At 30.4% G+C, this 20,061-nt stretch carries 21 protein-coding genes and 1 tRNA gene; all 22 read left to right on the forward strand.

The genetic code is table 11. The features are described from left to right. The 22 genes from ftsZ (at position 1) to KQI86_RS11595 (ending at position 19,858) form a co-directional block, all read left to right on the forward strand. Positions 1-1,107: a cell division protein FtsZ gene (gene ftsZ, locus KQI86_RS11490; protein WP_216439476.1), complete on the forward strand. Its 1,107-nt coding sequence runs from the start codon at positions 1-3 to the stop codon at positions 1,105-1,107. A 158-nt stretch (positions 1,108-1,265) separates the two neighbouring features. After that, on the forward strand, positions 1,266-2,066 hold the full coding sequence (gene spoIIGA / locus KQI86_RS11495) for a sigma-E processing peptidase SpoIIGA (RefSeq protein WP_216439477.1): 801 nt from the start codon (positions 1,266-1,268) through the stop codon (positions 2,064-2,066). Positions 2,067-2,078: 12 nt separating this feature from the next. Beyond that, positions 2,079-2,786 carry an RNA polymerase sporulation sigma factor SigE gene (gene sigE, locus KQI86_RS11500; RefSeq protein WP_216439478.1) on the forward strand — a complete coding sequence of 236 codons (708 nt, stop codon included), beginning with the start codon at positions 2,079-2,081 and terminating at the stop codon, positions 2,784-2,786. A 74-nt stretch (positions 2,787-2,860) separates the two neighbouring features. Beyond that, entirely contained in the window at positions 2,861-3,637 is a 777-nt protein-coding gene (gene sigG / locus KQI86_RS11505; RefSeq protein WP_216439479.1) for an RNA polymerase sporulation sigma factor SigG, read from the forward strand. Between the two features lie 133 nt (positions 3,638-3,770). Then, positions 3,771-4,031: a YlmC/YmxH family sporulation protein gene (locus KQI86_RS11510; protein WP_216439480.1), complete on the forward strand. Its 261-nt coding sequence runs from the start codon at positions 3,771-3,773 to the stop codon at positions 4,029-4,031. Positions 4,032-4,100: 69 nt separating this feature from the next. Further along, on the forward strand, positions 4,101-4,556 hold the full coding sequence (nrdR, locus tag KQI86_RS11515) for a transcriptional regulator NrdR (protein WP_216439481.1): 456 nt from the start codon (positions 4,101-4,103) through the stop codon (positions 4,554-4,556). A 169-nt stretch (positions 4,557-4,725) separates the two neighbouring features. Continuing rightward, positions 4,726-5,424: a response regulator transcription factor gene (locus KQI86_RS11520; RefSeq protein ID WP_216439482.1), complete on the forward strand. Its 699-nt coding sequence runs from the start codon at positions 4,726-4,728 to the stop codon at positions 5,422-5,424. Positions 5,425-5,440: 16 nt separating this feature from the next. Further along, positions 5,441-7,156, forward strand: coding sequence for a two-component system histidine kinase PnpS (gene pnpS, locus KQI86_RS11525; protein WP_216439483.1), 1,716 nt, complete (start codon positions 5,441-5,443; stop codon positions 7,154-7,156). Between the two features lie 160 nt (positions 7,157-7,316). After that, the gene (locus KQI86_RS11530; RefSeq protein WP_216439484.1) at positions 7,317-8,195 is read left to right on the forward strand and encodes a phosphate ABC transporter substrate-binding protein PstS family protein; all 879 of its coding nucleotides are present in this window, start codon (positions 7,317-7,319) and stop codon (positions 8,193-8,195) included. A 47-nt stretch (positions 8,196-8,242) separates the two neighbouring features. After that, positions 8,243-9,151, forward strand: a complete 909-nt coding sequence (gene pstC, locus KQI86_RS11535) for a phosphate ABC transporter permease subunit PstC (RefSeq protein ID WP_246582747.1) — start codon at positions 8,243-8,245, stop codon at positions 9,149-9,151. After that, a complete protein-coding gene (gene pstA, locus KQI86_RS11540) occupies positions 9,151-10,038 on the forward strand; it encodes a phosphate ABC transporter permease PstA (RefSeq protein ID WP_216439485.1) in 888 nt (295 codons plus the stop codon). The genes pstC and pstA overlap by 1 nt, the downstream gene beginning before the upstream one ends. Before the next feature lie 13 nt (positions 10,039-10,051). Beyond that, positions 10,052-10,801, forward strand: coding sequence for a phosphate ABC transporter ATP-binding protein PstB (pstB, locus tag KQI86_RS11545; protein ID WP_216439486.1), 750 nt, complete (start codon positions 10,052-10,054; stop codon positions 10,799-10,801). Positions 10,802-10,821: 20 nt separating this feature from the next. Beyond that, positions 10,822-11,478, forward strand: coding sequence for a phosphate signaling complex protein PhoU (gene phoU / locus KQI86_RS11550; RefSeq protein ID WP_216439487.1), 657 nt, complete (start codon positions 10,822-10,824; stop codon positions 11,476-11,478). Between the two features lie 141 nt (positions 11,479-11,619). Then, complete coding sequence (locus tag KQI86_RS11555; RefSeq protein ID WP_216439488.1) at positions 11,620-12,933, forward strand: DUF512 domain-containing protein; 1,314 nt, start codon at positions 11,620-11,622, stop codon at positions 12,931-12,933. A gap of 2 nt (positions 12,934-12,935) precedes the next feature. After that, positions 12,936-14,252 carry a ribosome biogenesis GTPase Der gene (gene der / locus KQI86_RS11560; RefSeq protein ID WP_216439489.1) on the forward strand — a complete coding sequence of 439 codons (1,317 nt, stop codon included), beginning with the start codon at positions 12,936-12,938 and terminating at the stop codon, positions 14,250-14,252. 2 nt (positions 14,253-14,254) lie between these two features. Beyond that, positions 14,255-15,253 carry an NAD(P)H-dependent glycerol-3-phosphate dehydrogenase gene (locus KQI86_RS11565; protein ID WP_216439490.1) on the forward strand — a complete coding sequence of 333 codons (999 nt, stop codon included), beginning with the start codon at positions 14,255-14,257 and terminating at the stop codon, positions 15,251-15,253. Positions 15,254-15,457: 204 nt separating this feature from the next. Beyond that, positions 15,458-16,936: a stage IV sporulation protein A gene (gene spoIVA, locus KQI86_RS11570; RefSeq protein ID WP_216439491.1), complete on the forward strand. Its 1,479-nt coding sequence runs from the start codon at positions 15,458-15,460 to the stop codon at positions 16,934-16,936. 192 nt (positions 16,937-17,128) lie between these two features. Beyond that, positions 17,129-17,204: transfer RNA gene (locus KQI86_RS11575), tRNA-Pro, on the forward strand. A gap of 145 nt (positions 17,205-17,349) precedes the next feature. Beyond that, a complete protein-coding gene (locus KQI86_RS11580; RefSeq protein WP_216439492.1) occupies positions 17,350-17,694 on the forward strand; it encodes a PadR family transcriptional regulator in 345 nt (114 codons plus the stop codon). After that, a complete protein-coding gene (locus KQI86_RS11585; protein WP_216439493.1) occupies positions 17,681-18,391 on the forward strand; it encodes a permease prefix domain 1-containing protein in 711 nt (236 codons plus the stop codon). The genes KQI86_RS11580 and KQI86_RS11585 overlap by 14 nt, the downstream gene beginning before the upstream one ends. After that, positions 18,384-18,914: a hypothetical protein gene (locus KQI86_RS11590; protein ID WP_216439494.1), complete on the forward strand. Its 531-nt coding sequence runs from the start codon at positions 18,384-18,386 to the stop codon at positions 18,912-18,914. Before KQI86_RS11585 ends, KQI86_RS11590 begins: the two co-directional genes overlap by 8 nt. A gap of 245 nt (positions 18,915-19,159) precedes the next feature. Next, a complete protein-coding gene (locus KQI86_RS11595) occupies positions 19,160-19,858 on the forward strand; it encodes a hypothetical protein (RefSeq protein ID WP_216439495.1) in 699 nt (232 codons plus the stop codon). The last annotated feature ends 203 nt before the right edge of the window (positions 19,859-20,061 follow it).

Raw genomic sequence — 20,061 nt, forward strand, 5'->3', positions numbered from 1 at the left:
GTGCTAGATTTCGATGTAGATGTAAAACAATTTGCGCAAATAAAAGTAATTGGTTGTGGCGGTGGAGGAAATAATGCTGTAAATAGAATGATTAAGGAAGGACTTAGGAATGTTGAATTTATAGCAGTTAATACAGATAAACAAGCATTAATGTTGTCACAAGCTTCACAAAAAATTCAAATTGGAGATAAATTAACAAAAGGACTTGGAGCAGGTGCTAATCCAGAAATTGGACAGAAAGCAGCTGAGGAAAGTAAAGAGGAAATTTCTCAGGCTATAAAAGGTGCAGATATGGTATTTATAACTGCAGGAATGGGCGGAGGAACTGGTACAGGTGCTGCTCCAGTAATTGCTGGAATTGCAAAATCTATGGGTATACTGACAGTAGGAGTTGTTACAAAACCTTTTCCATTTGAAGGAAGAAAAAGAATGCTCCATGCTGAAATGGGAGTTAATAATTTAAAAGACAGTGTAGATACTTTAGTTACAATACCAAATGAAAGATTGCTAAATATAGTAGATAAGAAAACTACATTAATGGATTCTTTTAGATATGCTGATGATGTATTAAAACAAGGTGTACAAGGTATATCAGACTTAATCACTATACCTGGATTAGTTAATCTTGACTTTGCTGACGTAAGAACTATCATGACAGATAGAGGACTGGCTCACATGGGTGTTGGTAATGCAACAGGCGATAATAGAGCTCAAGATGCTGCTAAGCAAGCTATATCCAGTCCACTTTTAGAAACCTCAATTGTTGGTGCCACAGGAGTATTGTTAAATATAACTGGTGGAGCTGATTTAGGATTATTGGAAATAAATGAGGCAGCTGAAATTGTACAACAAGCTGCTGATCCAGATGCAAATATTATATTTGGTGCAGTTATAGATGAAAGTTTAAAAGATGAAATAAGAATTACTGTTATAGCAACAGGATTTGAACAAGATAAATCAATTGCAAAAGAAAAAGGCGCATCAACTATTAACACAAAAGCTGGAAAAACTAATTCAGAAGCAGCTGCAACTGTAGAAGATAATTTTGACAATTATAGCCCAGAAGATTTAGAAATTCCAACTTTTTTACGTAGACAAAGACTATAAACAACATATTATATTAAAAAAATCTGATCATTTAACAAAATGGTCAGATTTTTTTATTTTTATGGGGAAATATAAAAAATAAAAATAGGAATAATTAATAAAATATGACAAAATTTTGAAGTGAATAGTTATATAATTATCTATAGAGGTGAAGGGATGTGGTTATTTATTTAGATGTATTACTTTTAGAAAACTTTATTGTAAACACCTTTTTAATATTTTTAACATCAGATACGTTAAAAATAAGAGCAAAGAAGTTAAACGTATTAATAGGTGCCTTAATAGGAACTTTGTATGTTATAACTATACTTTTTAAGAGCTTAAATGTATTTAATAACATACCAGTTAAAATTAGTATGGCACTTATAATGATTTTAATTTCCTTTAGAAAAAAAAATATACTGTTTAATTTAAAGGCAACTGCCATATTTATTTTATATTCTATGCTACTTGCTGGTTTATGCATTTTTATTGAATTTAATAAAAGTGGTGGGAGATTAGATTACGGTATAATAATTAATTTTTCTTATAAAAAACTTATGATAGCTTTAATGGTAATATACTTGATTTTAAGAAGAGTAGTATTCTTTATAAAAGATAGAAAAATATTGAATAACTACATTTACGGAGTTGAAATAGTATTAGATAGCTCTGTAAAAAAGATAAGAGCATTTTTAGATACAGGAAATGAACTTGTAGAGCCTATAACCAATTTACCAGTAATTATAGTAGAAGAGAGTTTATTTACAAGAGAAGAGATTAAAAATTATAAATATTATTATATACCTTACAATGTTATAAATGGTAGCTATGGTAGATTAGAAGCAATTAAACCAGAGAAAATTATGATATATAAAGAAGATTCTGTAGAAGAGAAGGAAGCACTGATAGCTTTTTGCCACAATAAATTAAGTGGTGAAGACGATTACCAAGGTTTATTATCTAGGGGAATATTATAGGGAGGTTAGAATATGATAAACATAAAATTATTTCTAAACAATATAATTAGCAAACTAAAGATATTTGCTAGAAAAGTCTATTATATTGGAGGGAATGACGCTCTTCCCCCACCCTTGACAAAAGAAGAGGAGGAAAATTTAGTACAAAGATTAATTTATGGAGATGAAAGTGTAAGATCAATTTTAATAGAAAGAAATTTAAGATTAGTTGTTTATATAGCTAGGAAGTTTGAGAACACTGGTGTTAATGTTGAGGATTTAGTATCAGTGGGAACTATAGGCCTCATTAAAGCAGTTAATACCTTTGATCCTGATAAAAAAATAAAGCTTGCTACATATGCATCAAGATGTATAGAAAATGAGATACTAATGTATTTAAGACGCAATAGTAAAGTTAAGGCAGAAATATCTTTCTATGAACCATTAAATGTAGATTGGGATGGAAATGAACTTTTATTATCAGATATATTGGGAACAGAAAATGATGTGGTTTATAATTTAATCGAAGATGAGGTTGATAAACAACTGCTTTTTATAGCTATGGGAAAACTAACTAATAGAGAAAAAGAAATAGTAAATTTAAGATTTGGATTAGGGGGGCATAATGAGAAAACTCAAAAAGAAGTGGCAGATATGCTAGGAATATCCCAATCCTATATTTCAAGATTAGAAAAAAGAATTATAAAAAGACTTAAAAAAGAAATTAATAAAATGTTATAAGGCTTGTTCGTGTATAAAAATCAGCTTCAAAGGAGATAATTAAAATGCAACAATATAGAAGGGGCTGATTACATATGATGATAAACAAAGTTGAGATTTGTGGAGTAAATACATCTAAATTACCGGTTTTAAAAGAAAAAGAAATGATTAGATTACTGAAATTAATGCGTGATACCGGAGATAATGAAGCTAGAGAAACTTTTATTAAAAGCAATTTAAGATTAGTTTTAAGTGTTATACAAAGATTTAACAATAGAGGAGAGAATGTTGACGATTTATTCCAAGTAGGCTGTATTGGGCTTATTAAAGCCATAGATAACTTTGATTTAAGTCAGAATGTAAAATTCTCGACATATGCTGTTCCTATGATTATAGGCGAAATAAGAAGGTATTTAAGGGATAATAACTCCATTAGAGTTAGTAGATCGCTTAGAGACATTGCTTATAAAGCTCTACAAGTTAGGGATAGATTAATTGCTGAAAATAACAAGGAGCCTACGGTAGCTGAAATTGCTAAAGAGTTGGAAATTCCAAGGGAAGAAGTGGTTTTTGCACTAGATGCCATACAAGATCCTGTGTCTCTTTTTGAGCCTATTTATAACGATGGGGGAGATGCAATCTTTGTTATGGATCAAATAAGTGATAGTAAAAACTTAGACGATAGTTGGCTTGAGAATATAGCTATTAAAGAAGCCATGAAAAAATTAAATGATAGAGAAAAATTAATATTAACTTTAAGATTTTTTGATGGCAGAACTCAAATGGAAGTAGCAGAAGAAATAGGAATATCTCAAGCACAGGTATCTAGACTGGAAAAAACAGCTTTAAAGCACATGAAAAAATACGTATAAAAATTTAATAGGTAAAACTAAAAAAGAGGCTAACTTAATCTATATTTGTAGCCTCTTCTTTTGTTTTATAAATTTAGTTATATAATATTCTAAAAAACATAAAATATAGTATAAAATAAAAGGGGGATGAAAAATGGAGTTAACATATCATTCTATTAACAATATAAGAACTATGGAGATTATAGATATTAATTCAGGGGCTAAGTTAGGATATATGAGAGACTTTAAAATAGATGTAATAAATAGTAAAATAATATCAATTATAATTCCATCTCAAAAAATATCTTGGTTTGGAAAGAATAATGATATTGAAATACCCTGGGAAAAAATAAAGAAAATAGGTGTGGATGTGATATTAGTAGATGGAGAAGAATATTTTATTGATAAACCTTAGTGAAAATATAGAAAAAAAGCTGTATAATATATTATTATATAACTAATAAGGAAAAAGGCGGGAGAATATATGAAATGTCCATTTTGTGGATATACAGAAAGCAAAGTTGTAGATTCAAGAGCTACGGAAGAGAATGTATCAATAAGGAGAAGAAGAGAATGTTTAAAATGCAATAAAAGATATACAACCTATGAACAGATAGAAAATATACCGGTGTTGGTTATCAAAAAGAATATGAGCAGAGAATACTTTGATAGAACCAAGATGATTAATGGAATCATTAAAGCTTGTGAAAAGAGACCAGTTTCAAGAAATCAAATTGAAAATATAGCTGATGAGGTAGAAAAGAATATTAACAATCAAATGTTAACAGAAGTAAGCTCTGAATACATAGGGGAAATGATAATGGATAATTTAAAAAAAATTGACGAAGTATCTTATGTTAGATTTGCCTCAGTTTATAGACAGTTTACAGATGTAAACACTTTTATAGATGAAATTAAAAGATTGATTTCTAATAAATAATGATTTGAAATGGTTTTATGATAGTCGTAAAACCATTTTTATGTTAAATATACATTAAATAATGTTAAATATATGGAATTTAAATTAACTTTATTTGAAAAGATGTTACAATATAGTTAAAAAACAAATAGTTAAAAACCAATGACTATAATAGTTTTGGAGGTTTATTATGGCTGATGAGAAGATTTTAGTTGTAGATGATGAAGAAAATATAAGAGAATTGCTTAAATTTAATTTAGAAAATCTAGGATACAATGTTATTTGTTCAGACAATGGTAAGGATGCCTATAATGTTGCAAAGGCTGAAAAACCTAATTTAATATTACTAGATGTAATGCTACCAGGTATGGATGGATATGATGTGTGTAAATCAATAAGAATGAACAATTCAATATCAACTACTCCTATAATAATGATTACCGCAAAGGGAGAAGAATTAGATAAAGTATTAGGGTTAGAGCTAGGTGCTGATGACTATATAACTAAACCTTTTTCTATAAGGGAATTAGTAGCAAGAGTAAAAGCTCTATTAAGAAGAACGGGTATATCATCAATAGAAAATAATAACTTTAATTTTGGCAATATAATAATAGATTTTGAAAAGCATGAGGTTTTGAAAGAAGGAGAGAAGATAGACTTAACATTGAAAGAATATGAATTGTTAGAGACTTTTATAAAAAATAAAGGCAGAGTTTTAACTAGAGATTTTTTGTTGGATAAAATATGGGGTTATGAATATATTGGAGAAACTAGAACGGTGGACGTCCATATAAGGCATTTAAGACAAAAAATTGAAGAGGATGATAAAAATCCTAGATATATAGAAACTATAAGAGGAGTAGGCTATAGATTTAATTATTCAGAATAGTTTGCAGGGTGATAAAATGAAAAAAAAATTCATGTTATATATGTTCTTAACACTGCTCTTTAGCTTAACCATTGTGGTAACTTCTTTTATAATAATTGTTAACTACCAAAACACTGAAAACACTAAAAAGATGTTAAAAGCTAACAATCAATTAGTTATAAATATATTAGAAAATGCAGAAAAAGAAGAGTTAGACAGTGTTATTAAAAAAAGTTTTAATGGAAATGAAATAAGAGTTACTATAATAGATAGAAATGGTGTAGTTGTTGGAGACTCTAAAATGGATTCAAATACTATGGAGAATCACAATAATAGAGAAGAGATAATTTTAGCAAGAACTAACGGAAGTAGGTATGCAATAAGACATAGTGATTCTACAAAAATAGATAGTATGTATTTTACTACTTTATTTAATGATGGATATGTGGTAAGAAGTGCTATAGGTATGAAAATAGTATCTGGCTTTGAAAAAGAATATGGAAAATACTACATAATGATAATATTAATATCTATTATTATATCTATATTTTTTTCCTCAAAATTTTCCATGGGTTTTGTAAAACCTATAAAGGATTTAGAATTTATAACATCAAGAATAACTGCAGGAGAATTAGATAGAAGAGTTAATATATATTCAAAGGATGAAATAGGTCAGTTATCTAGGACTTTTAATAAGATGGCTGACAAGTTACAGTTAAATATAAATGATGTAATTGATAAGCAAAACAAACTAGAAGCAATATTAACTAGTATGGACAGTGGGGTTATTGCCGTAGATAAGAACTTTAGAGTAATAATGATAAATCCTTATGCAAATAAAATATTTGGTATCGATAAGGATATAATAGGTTGCAATTTATTAGACTATGTAAGGAGCTTTGAATTAGAGGATATTTTAAAAAATACTGTAGATGAATATGATGAATATAGAGAAATAAAAATCTTAAGTCCTAAAGAAAGGGATTTAAGAATAAGAACAGCGGACATTAATAATGGCAGACAATTAATAGGAACTGTTGCAGTTGTTCAAGATGTAACAGATATAAAAAGGTTGGAAAACATGAGATCTCAGTTTGTTGCTAATGTATCTCATGAACTAAAGACTCCTCTTACTTCTATAAAGGGTTTTGCAGAGACCTTAAGGTATGTTGAGGATTCAGCGAATAAAGAAAAATTTTTAAATATTATTAACGATGAAGCTGAAAGGCTGACTAGGTTAATAAATGATATCTTAGCTTTATCCCATATTGAAAATAACAAAGATGCTAAACAAGAATTGATTGACGTTGATAAGGTAGTAGAGGATGTATGCCATTTAGTTAGTAGTTATGCGAAGAAGAAAAACATATCTTTAAATATAGAGGGAGACAAGTGCCCTAGAATATATGGAGATACGGATAGATTTAAACAAATAATATTAAATTTAGTGGATAATGGGATAAAATATACAGAAGACAATGCAAAAGTTTTAATAAAAAAAGAATTAAAAGATAAGGATTTAGTAATAACTATAAAAGATACTGGAGTAGGTATACCAAAAGAAGATATAGGAAGAATATTTGAAAGATTTTATAGAGTGGATAAAGCTCGTAGTAGGGCAGAAGGTGGTACGGGGCTAGGATTAGCCATTGTAAAGCATATCGTCCTTTCCTTTAATGGAAGAATAGATGTAGAAAGTGAAGTAGGTAAGGGAAGCAAATTTATAGTTACTATACCAATAGTAAGGGCTTAGAATTAAATATAAATAATTTTAAAAGGAATCTTGGGTAACCAAAATTCCTTTTTTTATTCATGTAAATTAAATTTAACACACCTATAATATTTGTTTAACGTCCATATAATATGATAAATACAACAAGACAAATAAACAGTTTTGAATGGAGGGTACTTAAATGAATAAAAAATCATTAAGAACTTTAGCAGCAGCATTGTCATTAACTTTAATGACAGGGGTATTAGCAGCATGTGGTGGAGGAGAAGGTAAAAATGAAAATAAGAATACATTATCAGGAACCATAACAGCTGTAGGCTCAACAGCACTTCAACCATTAGTACAGGAATCAGCAAAAAACTATAGAGCAAAAAATCCTGATTCTATAATAAATGTTCAAGGTGGAGGAAGTGGTACTGGTATAAACCAGGTAATAGAGGGTTCAGTGGAAATAGGAAACTCTGACGTAACTGCAGAATCAAAAATAAAAGACAAAGAAAAATTAAAAGAATTAGTTGATCATAAAGTTTGTGCTATAGGATTTTCTATAGTAGTTAACAAAGATGTAAAAGTGGATTCTTTATCAAAGGAACAGCTTCAAAAAATATTCACAGGAGAAATTACAAACTGGAAGGATGTTGGAGGGCAAGATTTACCGATCAATGTAGTAAATAGACCAGCTTCATCAGGTACAAGAGCTACATTTGTAGATACTATTATGAATGGTAAGAGTGAAAAAGAAGGATTAGGTACAATTCAAGACTCCAGCGGTAGCGTAGAAAAAACAGTAACAAGTACTCCGGGATCAATAAGCTATCTTGCATTATCCTATTTAACAGAAGAAAAGAGAAGCGATTTAAAATTAGTAAAGATTGATGGAGTGGAAGCTTCAAAGGAAAATATCGTAAGCAAAAAATATCCTTTCTGGTCCTATGAACATATGTACACAAAAGGAGAAGCAACTGGTTTAACTAAATCATTTATAGAATATGTTATGAGTGATGAAAATAAAGCATTAGTAGAAAAGTTAGGATATATTCCAATAGGAGATTTTAAATAATTATACCCAAAAGGGCTGGCTAAATCTATGCCAGCCTTACTACAATAATGAAGAAGGAAGATAGTATGAATAAAAAGTTTTGGAAGCGTATGAAAACTGAATATTTAGGAAGAGGATTTACTATACTATGTGGTGCTTTAATTGTAGTACTTACTTTAACTATAATAGGATTCATTGCATGGAAAGGTATTAATACATTTACTAAATGGGACTATCCAATAAGTAAGTTTATTTTTTCATCAAAGTGGTCGCCAGAGGCAGATACTCCGCAGTTTGGTACATTGATATTTATAGTTGGTTCAACTTTAGTATCAATTGGAGCAGTAATAATAAGTGCACCTATAAGCATAGCTTTAGCAGTATTTATAAACTATATATCTCCCAAGTTCGGTAATAATGTGTTGAAACCAGCATTGGAATTGTTTGTAGGAATACCTTCAGTTGTATATGGATGGTTAGGAATAACGGTGCTATTGCCATTTTTAAAAAGCGTATTTGGTGGAATAGGATTTAGCTTGCTGGCAGGTATTTTGGTATTAAGTATTATGATATTGCCTACAATAGCTAGTTTATCTGTAGATGCACTTAAATCAATTCCTAAGGATTATTTAGAAGCTTCCTATGGATTAGGAGCAACTAGATGGCAAACAGTAAGTAAAGTTGCCATACCTTCAGCTAAGGGGGGTATATTAACAGCAATAGTATTAGGAATAGCAAGAGCTTTTGGGGAAGCATTAGCAGTACAAATGGTTATAGGTAATACAATAAAGCTTCCAAATAGCTTGTTAAGTCCTACGACTACATTAACTTCAGTATTGACTATGGATATGGCAAACACCATATCAGGAACACAGTGGAATGACGCGCTATGGTCTCTAGCATTAGTTCTTTTAATCGTTTCATTTATATTCATTCTAATAATAAGAGCTATAGGTTTAAGAGGTGAGATTAAATAATGACTGAAAGAAAAAAAGATAGAGTTTTTACAATTATAACTTATATAATATCCTCATTAGTACTACTTTTATTAGTGCTATTAATCGGCTATATACTATTTAGGGGAGTAAGACATTTAACTCCAAGTTTTTTATTTGGCGAGCCTAAGGTTGGAGAAGCAGGAGGAGGAATAGGACCTCAGTTGTTTAACTCTTTTTATATGTTAATTGTGTCTTTAATAATTACCATACCTTTCGGAGTGGGAGCAGGTATTTATTTAGCTGAATATGCAAAGGAAGGGAAGTTCCTTAATATAATTAGATTATGCATAGAAGCTATGGCATCATTGCCCTCCATTGTTGTAGGTCTATTTGGGTTATTGGTTTTTGTAAAACTAACAGGATGGGGTTTCACTTTATTATCAGGTGCTTTGGCCTTAGGTATAATTAATTTACCATCTCTAACTAGAGTATGTGAAAATGCAGTAAGAGAAGCTTCAAAAGGAATAAAAGAAGCTAGCTTAGGATTGGGAGCTACAAGATGGCAGACCATATGGAAGGTTGTATTACCAACAGCTATGCCTCAAATTTTAACAGGAATAATATTGGCCGGAGGAAGAATATTTGGAGAAGCGGCAGCACTTCTATATACATCAGGTATGAGTGCTCCACCATTATCTTTTTCTCCAAGTAATTTATTTTCAAAATCATCACCATTTAGCTTGTTAAGGCCAGCTGAGACGTTGGCTGTGTATATATGGCAAGTAAACTCTGAAGGAATGATACCCGATGCAACTAAAATAGGAGATGCTTCTTCAGCAGTATTAATAATAATGGTATTATTATTCAATATATTGGCAAGAGTAATAGGAAATAAAATATATAAACGATATTCAGGAACTAGATAAGGAGGGGGAAAGCATGTCTATAATAGAAGTTAAGGATTTAGATTTATATTATGGAAATGTTCAAGCATTAAAGAAAATAAACTTAAATATAGAAAAAAACGCAGTTACAGCTCTTATTGGCCCTTCAGGTTGTGGTAAATCAACGTTTTTAAGGACTGTAAATAGGATGAATGATTTAATTAAAGGAGTAAGAATTGAAGGCAATGTTCTCTTTAATGGTAAGGATGTCTATAAAGAATTTGATGAAATTGAATTAAGAAAAATCATAGGAATAGTATTCCAAAAACCTAATCCATTTCCTATGTCTATTTATGATAATGTAGCTTATGGTCCAAGAGTACACGGTATAAAAAATAAAGCTACGCTAGATGAAATAGTAGAAAAAAGTTTGAGGGGTGCAGCCCTTTGGGATGAAGTTAAAGATAGATTAAAGAAAAGTGCTCTAGGGCTTTCAGGAGGTCAACAACAAAGGTTATGTATAGGAAGAACATTAGCAGTAGAGCCAGAAATATTACTGATGGATGAACCTACTTCAGCCTTAGACCCTATATCAACTTTAAAAGTAGAGGAGTTAATGGGTAGTTTAAAAGAAAAATATACAGTTATTGTTGTAACTCATAATATGCAACAGGCAGGAAGAGTATCAGATTACACAGCATTCTTTTTAAATGGAGAAGTAGTGGAGTTTGGAAAAACAGAAGATATATTCTATAAACCGAAGGACAAAAGAACAGAGGATTATATAACAGGAAGATTTGGATAATAAAAAAAGAGGTGATTGAGTTGGTAAGAGGTAATTTTGATCTTCATCTTCAAGAGTTGCACAATTACATTTTAAGGATGGGCAGTATTGTTGAGAAACAAATTCATGGATGTATTGAAGCTTTAATAGAACAAAGATATGAATTAGCAGAGCAAATAATAAAAAATGATGACTTAGTGGATAATCTAGAAAAGGAAATAGAAGACAAATGTATAAAATTAATTGCAAGGGAACAACCATTAGCTAAGGATTTAAGGATGATATTTACAGCCACTAAAATTGTAACGGACTTAGAAAGAATGGCAGATCACGCTGTAGATATTGCAAAAATTGCTATAAGATTGAAAGATGAAAAATTTATAAAGCCATTAGTTGATATACCAAAGATGGCAGATATCGCAAAGGAAATGATTAAAGAAGCCCTAGATGCATATGTAGAAGGAGACGTGGAAAAATCCTATTTAGTTTGCAAAAAAGATGATAAAATTGATGAAATCTATAGGGATGTATTTAAAGAAATGATTCCAATAATGACAAAGGATAATAGCACTATAAATCAAGCTACACAATTTTTATTTGTATGCAAATATTTAGAGAGAATAGCAGACCATGTGACAAATATTTGTGAATGGACAATATACCTAGTTACAGGTGAATTAAAAGATTTAAATGAATAGTTTATAAGAGACTGTACATATTAATAGACAGTCTCTTTTTAATCATAAGAATTGACTAAATAAGAAGATTAATGTAATATTACTAGTGTTACATATAGGTATCTTAAAAAAGATGCTTAAAGCAAAGGCAGGGTTAGGTAAATGAAAAATAAAATATGTGAAGTATTACCAAATAGCATAGGAGAAGAAGTAGGAATTGAGCCAGGAGATGTGTTAATGACCATTAATGGGAATGCTGTTAATGATATTATAGATTATAGGTTTTTAATGGCAGATGAATACATCTTAGTAGAAGTAGAAAAAAGCCACGGAGAAGTTTGGGAAATAGAAATTGAAAAAGAATATCATGAAGATTTAGGTGTGGAATTTGAAAAATCCATAATGGATGAGGCAAAGAGTTGCCAAAATAAATGTATTTTTTGTTTTATAGATCAATTACCTAAAGGTATGAGAGAATCTTTATATTTTAAGGATGATGATTCAAGACTTTCATTTTTACAAGGTAATTTTGTTACATTGACAAACATGAAAGATGAGGACATTGATAGAATAATAAAATATAGAATAAGTCCTATAAATGTTTCTGTACATACAACTAATCCTGAATTAAGGCAAAAGATGCTCCATAATAGATTTGCAGGAAATATTTATGAAAGACTTAAAAAACTTAGTAGTGCTGGTATAATAATAAATTGTCAAATAGTGCTCTGCCCAGGAGTAAATGATGGTGAAGAATTGGTTAGAACCTTAGAGGATTTATATAAACTATATCCAAGTGTACAAAATGTGGCAGTAGTTCCAGTGGGAGTAACTAAGTATAGAGAAGGGCTCTTTAATATGAACTTATTTAATAAAGAAAGGGCATTAAAAGAGATAAATCAAGTATTAAAACTCCAAGATAGATATAAAAAAGAGATAAATAGCCCCTTTGTAAGGCTGTCTGATGAATTCTATGTTTTATCAGAGGCAGATTTGCCAGAAAGTGATTTTTATGAAGGCTATGAACAGTTAGAAGATGGAGTAGGTATGATAAGAATATTTAGAGATAATATAGAGGATAACATACCAAATTTGAGGAAAAATATAAAAGGAAAGTTCACTTTTATCACTGGAGCATTAGCCTATAACGAACTTAAAAAATGCAAAGATAAAATTGAAGAAAACAATAGTAATATAAAAATAGATGTAATTAAAGTTATAAATAACTTTTTTGGTGAAACTATAACTGTAGCCGGTTTAATTACGGGCAAGGACATAATGGAAGCCTTAGATAAAAACCAGGTAGGGGATTACATATTTATACCTAGAAATATGTTAAGAGCAGGTGATGACGTGTTTCTGGACGATATCACATTAAAGGATTTAGAAAACTACTACGGTAGAAAAGTTATTGTATGCGAATATACAGGAGAAGATTTAATAGAAAATCTAAATGAGTACGGTAAGGAGGAGTAATAATGGCAAAACCTATAGTTGCTATAGTTGGAAGACCAAATGTAGGAAAGTCTACATTATTTAATAAATTAGCAGGAAAGAGAATATCAATAGTTGAAGATACTCCAGGTGTAACTAGAGATAGAATTTACGCAGAAGCGGAATGGTTAAAGTATAATTTTACTATGATTGATACAGGTGGAATTGAGCCTAGTAGTGATGATATCATACTAGCACAGATGAGAAGACAGGCGCAAATAGCCATAGAAACAGCTGACGTAATAATGTTCATAGTAGATGGAAAAAATGGTTTAGCGCCAGCAGATTATGAAGTAGCTCAAATGTTAAGAAGAAGCGATAAGCCTATAGTTTTGGTTGTAAACAAAGTAGATAGATTATCAGAAGAAGATAATGCTTATGAATTTTACAATTTAGGTATAGGTGATCCAATAACTATATCTGCCTCTCAAGGATTAGGACTCGGAGATATGCTAGATAGAGTAGTTGAGCATTTCGATCAGATAATTGAAGAGGACGAAAATGATGAATATGTAAGAATAGCCTTCGTTGGAAGACCAAATGTAGGAAAGTCTTCTTTAATAAATAAATTGCTTGGAGAGGACAGAAATATAGTAAGTGACATTCCAGGAACTACAAGAGATGCTATAGATAGTTACTTGGAAACAGATGAAGGAAAGTTCATACTTATAGATACAGCAGGTATTAGAAGAAGAAGTAAAATTAAAGATGAAATAGAAAGATATAGTGTTATCAGAACATATACAGCGATTGAAAGAGCAGACGTATGTATACTAATGATAGATGCAGAACAAGGTATCAGCGAACAAGATAAAAAAATAATAGGATATGCTCACGAGATGAGTAAGGCTATTATGGTATTGGTAAATAAGTGGGACTTGATTGAAAAAGAAACTAACACCATGAGTAAGTTTAAAAAAGATTTACAATCAGAGTTGAGTTTTATGAGTTATGCTCCATACCTATTTATATCAGCTCTAAGTGGCCAAAGGGTGCATAAAGTACTAGAATTATCAAAAAAATGCTATGATAACTACAATAAGAGAATAAAAACTGGTGTATTAAATGATGTAATAGGTAAGGCAATAATGATGAAGGAACCACCTGTGGTAGGGACTACAAGATTAAAAATATTCTATGTAACACAAATTGGTGTAAAGGCGCCAACCTTTGTTTTCTTTGTAAATAACCCACAGGCATTACATTTCTCTTATGAAAGATATTTAGAAAATCAGCTAAGGGATAGTTTTGATTTTGAAGGAACTGGTATTAAAATGGAGTTTAGAGAAAGGAAAGAATAGCTATGAGTTGTAATATTACTTTCATCGGTGGTGGAAGCTTCGGTACAGCTTTAGGTGTTATGTTAGGTAAAAAAGGCCTAGATGTAAGAATATACGATAGAAATAACAATGTAATAGAAGATATAAATGTTAAAAGAGAAAATATGAAGTACTTACCCCATGTTATAATTCCTTCCAATGTGACAGCTTATAATAATATTGAAGAGGCTATTGATGGAAGCAAGTATTTAGTTTTATCTGTACCATCTAATGCAGTTAGAGAAGTTAGTAAAAGTTTAAAATCTTACATAAATGAAGATGTAATAATTATAAACGTATCTAAAGGAATTGAAGAGCATACTGGAAAAAGATTATCTCAAGTTATACAAGAAGAGCTACCTAAAAATCATGTTGTAGTACTATCAGGACCGAGCCATGCTGAAGAAGTAGGTCTAGATATTCCTACAACAGTGGTAGTTTCCTCAGAGGATATGAAGTATGCAGAAGAAGTACAAGAAATATTTATGACTAGTAAATTTAGAGTATATACTAATGAAGATTTAATTGGTGTTGAAATTGGAGGGGCTGTAAAAAATATTATAGCCCTAGCAGCAGGGATTTCAGATGGTATAGGTTATGGTGATAATACGAAGGCAGCTTTAATGACTAGAGGTATGAATGAGATTATAAGGATAGGGGAAAAACTAGGGGGCAAAAGAGAAACCTTTTCTGGGTTAACAGGTATGGGAGATTTAATTGTTACTTGTACAAGTATGCACAGTAGAAATAGAAGGGCTGGAATACTAATTGGTAAAGGCTATTCCATGGAAGAAGCCATAGAAGAAGTAGGAATGGTAGTAGAAGGAATAAAAGCTTGCAAGGCTTTCTATGAACTGAAGAAAGAGTTAGATGTTTCTATGCCTATAACTGATGTTCTATATAAAGTTTTATTCGAAGGAAAAGATCCTAAATACGGTGTATATGAATTGATGACTAGGGATAAAAAGAGTGAAATTTACTAATTACTCTAGTGGAAATTAAAAAGTGAAAAAGCATAAGAGGAGTTTGTTCTTTTTTTAGAACAAACTTTTTTTATTTAAATCTAAGAAAATTTCAGCTACCAATGGATAAAAATACTTGAGATTTTTATTTAAATAGTTATATTTGTAGGGCCTTATAAATATATATATAGTGTTAATATTATATTTATGGGAGGGTATAATAGCTTGGAAAATTTTGATATATACAAAGATATAGCGGAAAGAACCCAAGGGGACATTTATGTCGGCGTAGTGGGCCCTGTTAGAACTGGTAAATCTACATTTATTAAAAAATTTATGGAGCTTATGGTATTACCCAATATGGATAATGAATTCAAAAAGAAAAGAGCTCAGGATGAGTTACCACAAAGTTCGTCAGGGAAATCCATACACACTACAGAACCAAAATTTGTGCCAAATGAAGCTGTTGAAATAAAGCTCAAAGAGGGAGCAAAATTTAAGGTTAGAATGGTAGATTGTGTAGGATATATAGTAAAAGGAGCTTCTGGTCATATGGATGGAGAAAAATCTAAGATGGTTACAACACCATGGTATGACTATGAAATTCCCTTTGAAGAGGCAGCAGAGATAGGTACTAAAAAAGTTATAAATGAACATTCAACTATAGGGTTACTTGTAACTACTGATGGTTCAATAACAGACATTTCAAGAGAAGACTACTTAGAGGCAGAGGAAAGAGTAGTTAATGAACTTAAGGCAATAAACAAGCCATTCATAATAGTTTTAAATACTAGACATGCATACGAGCCTGAAACAATAGAACTAAGAAAGGAATTAGAAGCTAAGTACGACGTTCCTGTTCAGATAATGGACATATTAAACATGAAGACAGAAGATGTAACTCATGTATTTAACAGAGTACTTAAAGAATTCCCAGTTAAAGAAGTTAACATAGATATGCCAGAATGGATAGAAAAATTAAAAGGCGAGCATTGGCTAAAAATTAATTTTATGAATCTGGTTAAAGATATGTGCAAAAACATATATAAAGTTAGGGATATTGGGAAAACTCTAGATGGATTTAAGGAGTTTGAATTTCTAGGAGCTTCGGACCTAAGTGAAGTTAACATGGGTGAAGGAACAGCAAGAGTTAATTTAGCGCCAAAACCAGGGTTGTTCTATAAGATTTTAGGAGAGGTTTGCGATAGAGAAATTAACAATGAAAATGAATTAATGTCAATAATGAATGAGATGCATAGGGCTAAGGTTGAATTTGATAAGATATCTCAAGCTCTACAAGATGTAAAGGATACTGGATATGGATTAGTAGCTCCTCAACTTACAGAAATGAGATTAGAAGAGCCAGAAATAGTTAAGCATGGAAGTAGATATGGTGTAAAGCTAAAGGCCAGCGCTCCATCATTACACTTCATAAAGGCAGATATACAAACAGAAATATCGCCTATAATGGGAAGTGAAAGGGAAACTGAAGAGTTAGTAAAATCATTATTAGAACAATTTGAAAATGACCCTTCAAAGCTATGGCAAAGTAACATATTTGGTAAATCTCTAGAAGTATTAGTTAAAGAAGGACTTCAAAATAAATTATATAAGATGCCAGAAGATGTTCAAACAAAGATTCAAAGAACCCTTCAGAAAATCATAAATGAAGGTAGTGGCGGACTAATTTGCATTATCCTTTAGGGGTGTCTCTTTATAGTGTTTTACAGTAAAATATTTATTAGTGGAGAGCCAAGGTTTAAAGTAATAATAAATTACTCTAAACTGAAAGCTTTCCACTTTAAATTGTCATGAAAACAGAGTACAAATGAAAAATATAGCTAAAAGGAAGGTATATTGATTTTATGTATAATTATGTTATAATATTAGTATTATCTGGGTATGGCGCAGATGGTAGCGCGCATGTATGGGGTGCATGAGGTCGCTGGTTCAAGTCCAGTTACCCAGACCAGCGGAATTAAGGACTGTAGAAATACAGTCCTTTTTTGTATTAAGTTATGAAATAAAGTTTAGTTATATAATGTATTTGACATACCTTGACCATCTAAGTATAATTATACTTAGATGGTCAAGGTATAATTATTGGAGGTATTCATATGAAAATGGATAAAGGTTTAATTGGTGGAAGTACTATTTTGCTATTGCTGTCTTTACTAGAAGAAACTGATAGATATGGGTATGAGATAATAAAGGAACTTGAGTTGCGTTCGGATAAAGCTTTCCAATTCAAGGAAGGTACGCTGTATCCTGTTTTACACAAACTTGAAAATAGCGGATATGTAAAATCGTATATAGCTAAAGGAGATACAGGTAAAGATAGAAGATATTATCAGATAACTAAAAATGGGAAAAAACAACTTGTAGAGGAAAAGAAAAAATGGGAAGTGTTTTCTATGTCTGTTAATAAAGTAATAGGCGGTGAATCAAATGCCTTCGCCTAAAAAAGAAAAGTTTTTAGAAGAGGTCTTGTCATGTATTAAATTTCCTTTTGACAGAGGTGATATCAAATTTGAGCTTGAGTGCCACATATTAGAGAAAATAGATTATTATACTGAACAGGGATATGATCAAGAAACAGCGGAACAGTTATCTATAAATGATATGGGAGATGCTAAGAAAATTGGAATTGAACTTAATAAACAACACAATCCATTTCTTGGTTGGATATGGAAGATAACAAATGTAATGGTTGTCTTATTTGTAATATTTAATGTCTATATTATAGGAGCTCATCTTATAATTACTTTATTTGATAATAATCCCATTAATAACATTCCAAAGTCAAATATAGTTTATAGAATCGATTTAGATGAAAAGGTTAAACTGGATGATAGAATTATTAATTTTACAAATGTTATTTATGACAAAAATGGAAATATGAATATTTTTTACGAGTATTACAATACCAAGTTTTGGAGAACTGGATGGAGCCTTGGTACAATTGGGGATATAACTGATAATCTAGGAAACACATATATCACTGGATCAGGTGGCGGTGGTGGTAGAATAAAATCCAAATGCATATGGACAGCTACCAACTTTTCAAAGGAAGCAGACACATTGATTATAAATTATGATAGCTATAATAGAAAATACAAAGTAGAAATTCCTCTACAAGTAGGTGATAACAATGAGTAGGTCTAAAAAAGTTGTGAGAAATATTATTGTTCTAATAATTTTATTCTTTTTATTTCTTATGGGGTCAGGTCTTTATTTAAGTCCATTATCAGCTCATGAACACTCTGAGCGTAGTATACACTACGGTCCATCAGAAGTGGTACATGTAGAAGATTTTGGTGAAGGTAAATATATACTTGGTAAATATGACAAATGGGTCTCCTGTAATACAGTGAATAGAGAATTATTTTTCCTTTGGGGATTTGGGAGCCAGGTAACTGGATTTGAAAATGATAAGAGTAAAGCTATAGATTATACTTGGGACATGTCTAGAACGTATTATAAACTTTACGGTATTATAAATGATGATAAGGTGAAAAGAATCGAAATTACTTTAGATAATGGAAAGATTTTTACACAAACAGAATTTTATGATGATTTATTTTTATTTACTTGGATGTCAGATGATAAGAAAGATTGGAATTTCAAGAGTATTAAAGTATATGACTCTGATAACAATATGATTTTTGAAGATGAATATTAATGTAATGGTTAAGCCACATTATTCTCGTAAGAAAGGAATAAAAAAGGAAATAGGAGAATATATAGGCTCTTATAGGATTAAAGAAATACCACCAGCTTAGCTGGTGGGTGATTATTAAAGTTGTAGAATAAAAGCTTGAAGAAATTACATTGTGGGGTTATGCTGGAAAAAATTGTGCTAAAGAAGAAAAAAAACAAGACGAAAATAAGAAAAAAGAAATAAGATTTTTTATAGGAGGTTTTCTTATGAATATACCATTAGGATTAAATGCTAATACACAAGAAAACTATGTACTACAATATTTGAAGGACAAGAAAATAAAAGTAGAAAAACAAATAAATCAAACTAATAATAATTACCAAGGAGAAAAAGTGGAATACATATATAAAGAACAAATTGGAAAAATGGAAATGGAATCAAAAAAACTAATAGAAAAAAGTCTAGAGTCTAAAGTATCTCTACTTTACGATAAAAATAAAGAAGAGTATTCTATACAAGGACCAATATCACCTTCTTTATATAATTTAGTCTCAGCAAATTACAAGGTGCTACATTTTAGGGCTTTAAAAGTAAATAAAAATACGTTAAAAGTTAATAGGAATTTTAATGAAGACAATAAAGAGGATGATATAAATAAACTCATATTAAAAGCTGGTATTGAGATGTTAGAGGAAGCAAATAATGAAGTTAAAAAGTCTATAGCTATAGGAATTAAAGAAGCTGAAGCTATTCGTATAAATAAGAATAGAAATAATAAGAATAAAATTAAAAAAATAAAAATATATAGTAATCCTAATGAAGAGAGCAAATCTCAAAGAACCATGAATCAATATATAAAAAATAAAATAGAAGATAAACTTAAATTTGATAAAATTCATACTAAGGATAGTAATATGAAAATAGATAATAATGCAAAGTTGAATTATATAAACACTAAAGCTTAAAAAAATGTAAGTATATTTGCTGGATATTTAAAAAATATAGTGTTTTTCTGCATTATATATAATAAACAAATACATATAGAAATCATATAGTGGTATAATATAGCAGAGAGGTGATTAACTTGGGACGTAAAAATAACAGAGGCAAAGGTAAAACACCAACTGATTTTAGCCATTTAATTGATAAAGTTGAGGAAAAAGAAAAT

Origin of the sequence: Clostridium mobile, from assembly GCF_018918285.1 — a bacterium.
GTDB classification, from domain to species: domain Bacteria; phylum Bacillota; class Clostridia; order Clostridiales; family Clostridiaceae; genus Clostridium_AW; species Clostridium_AW mobile.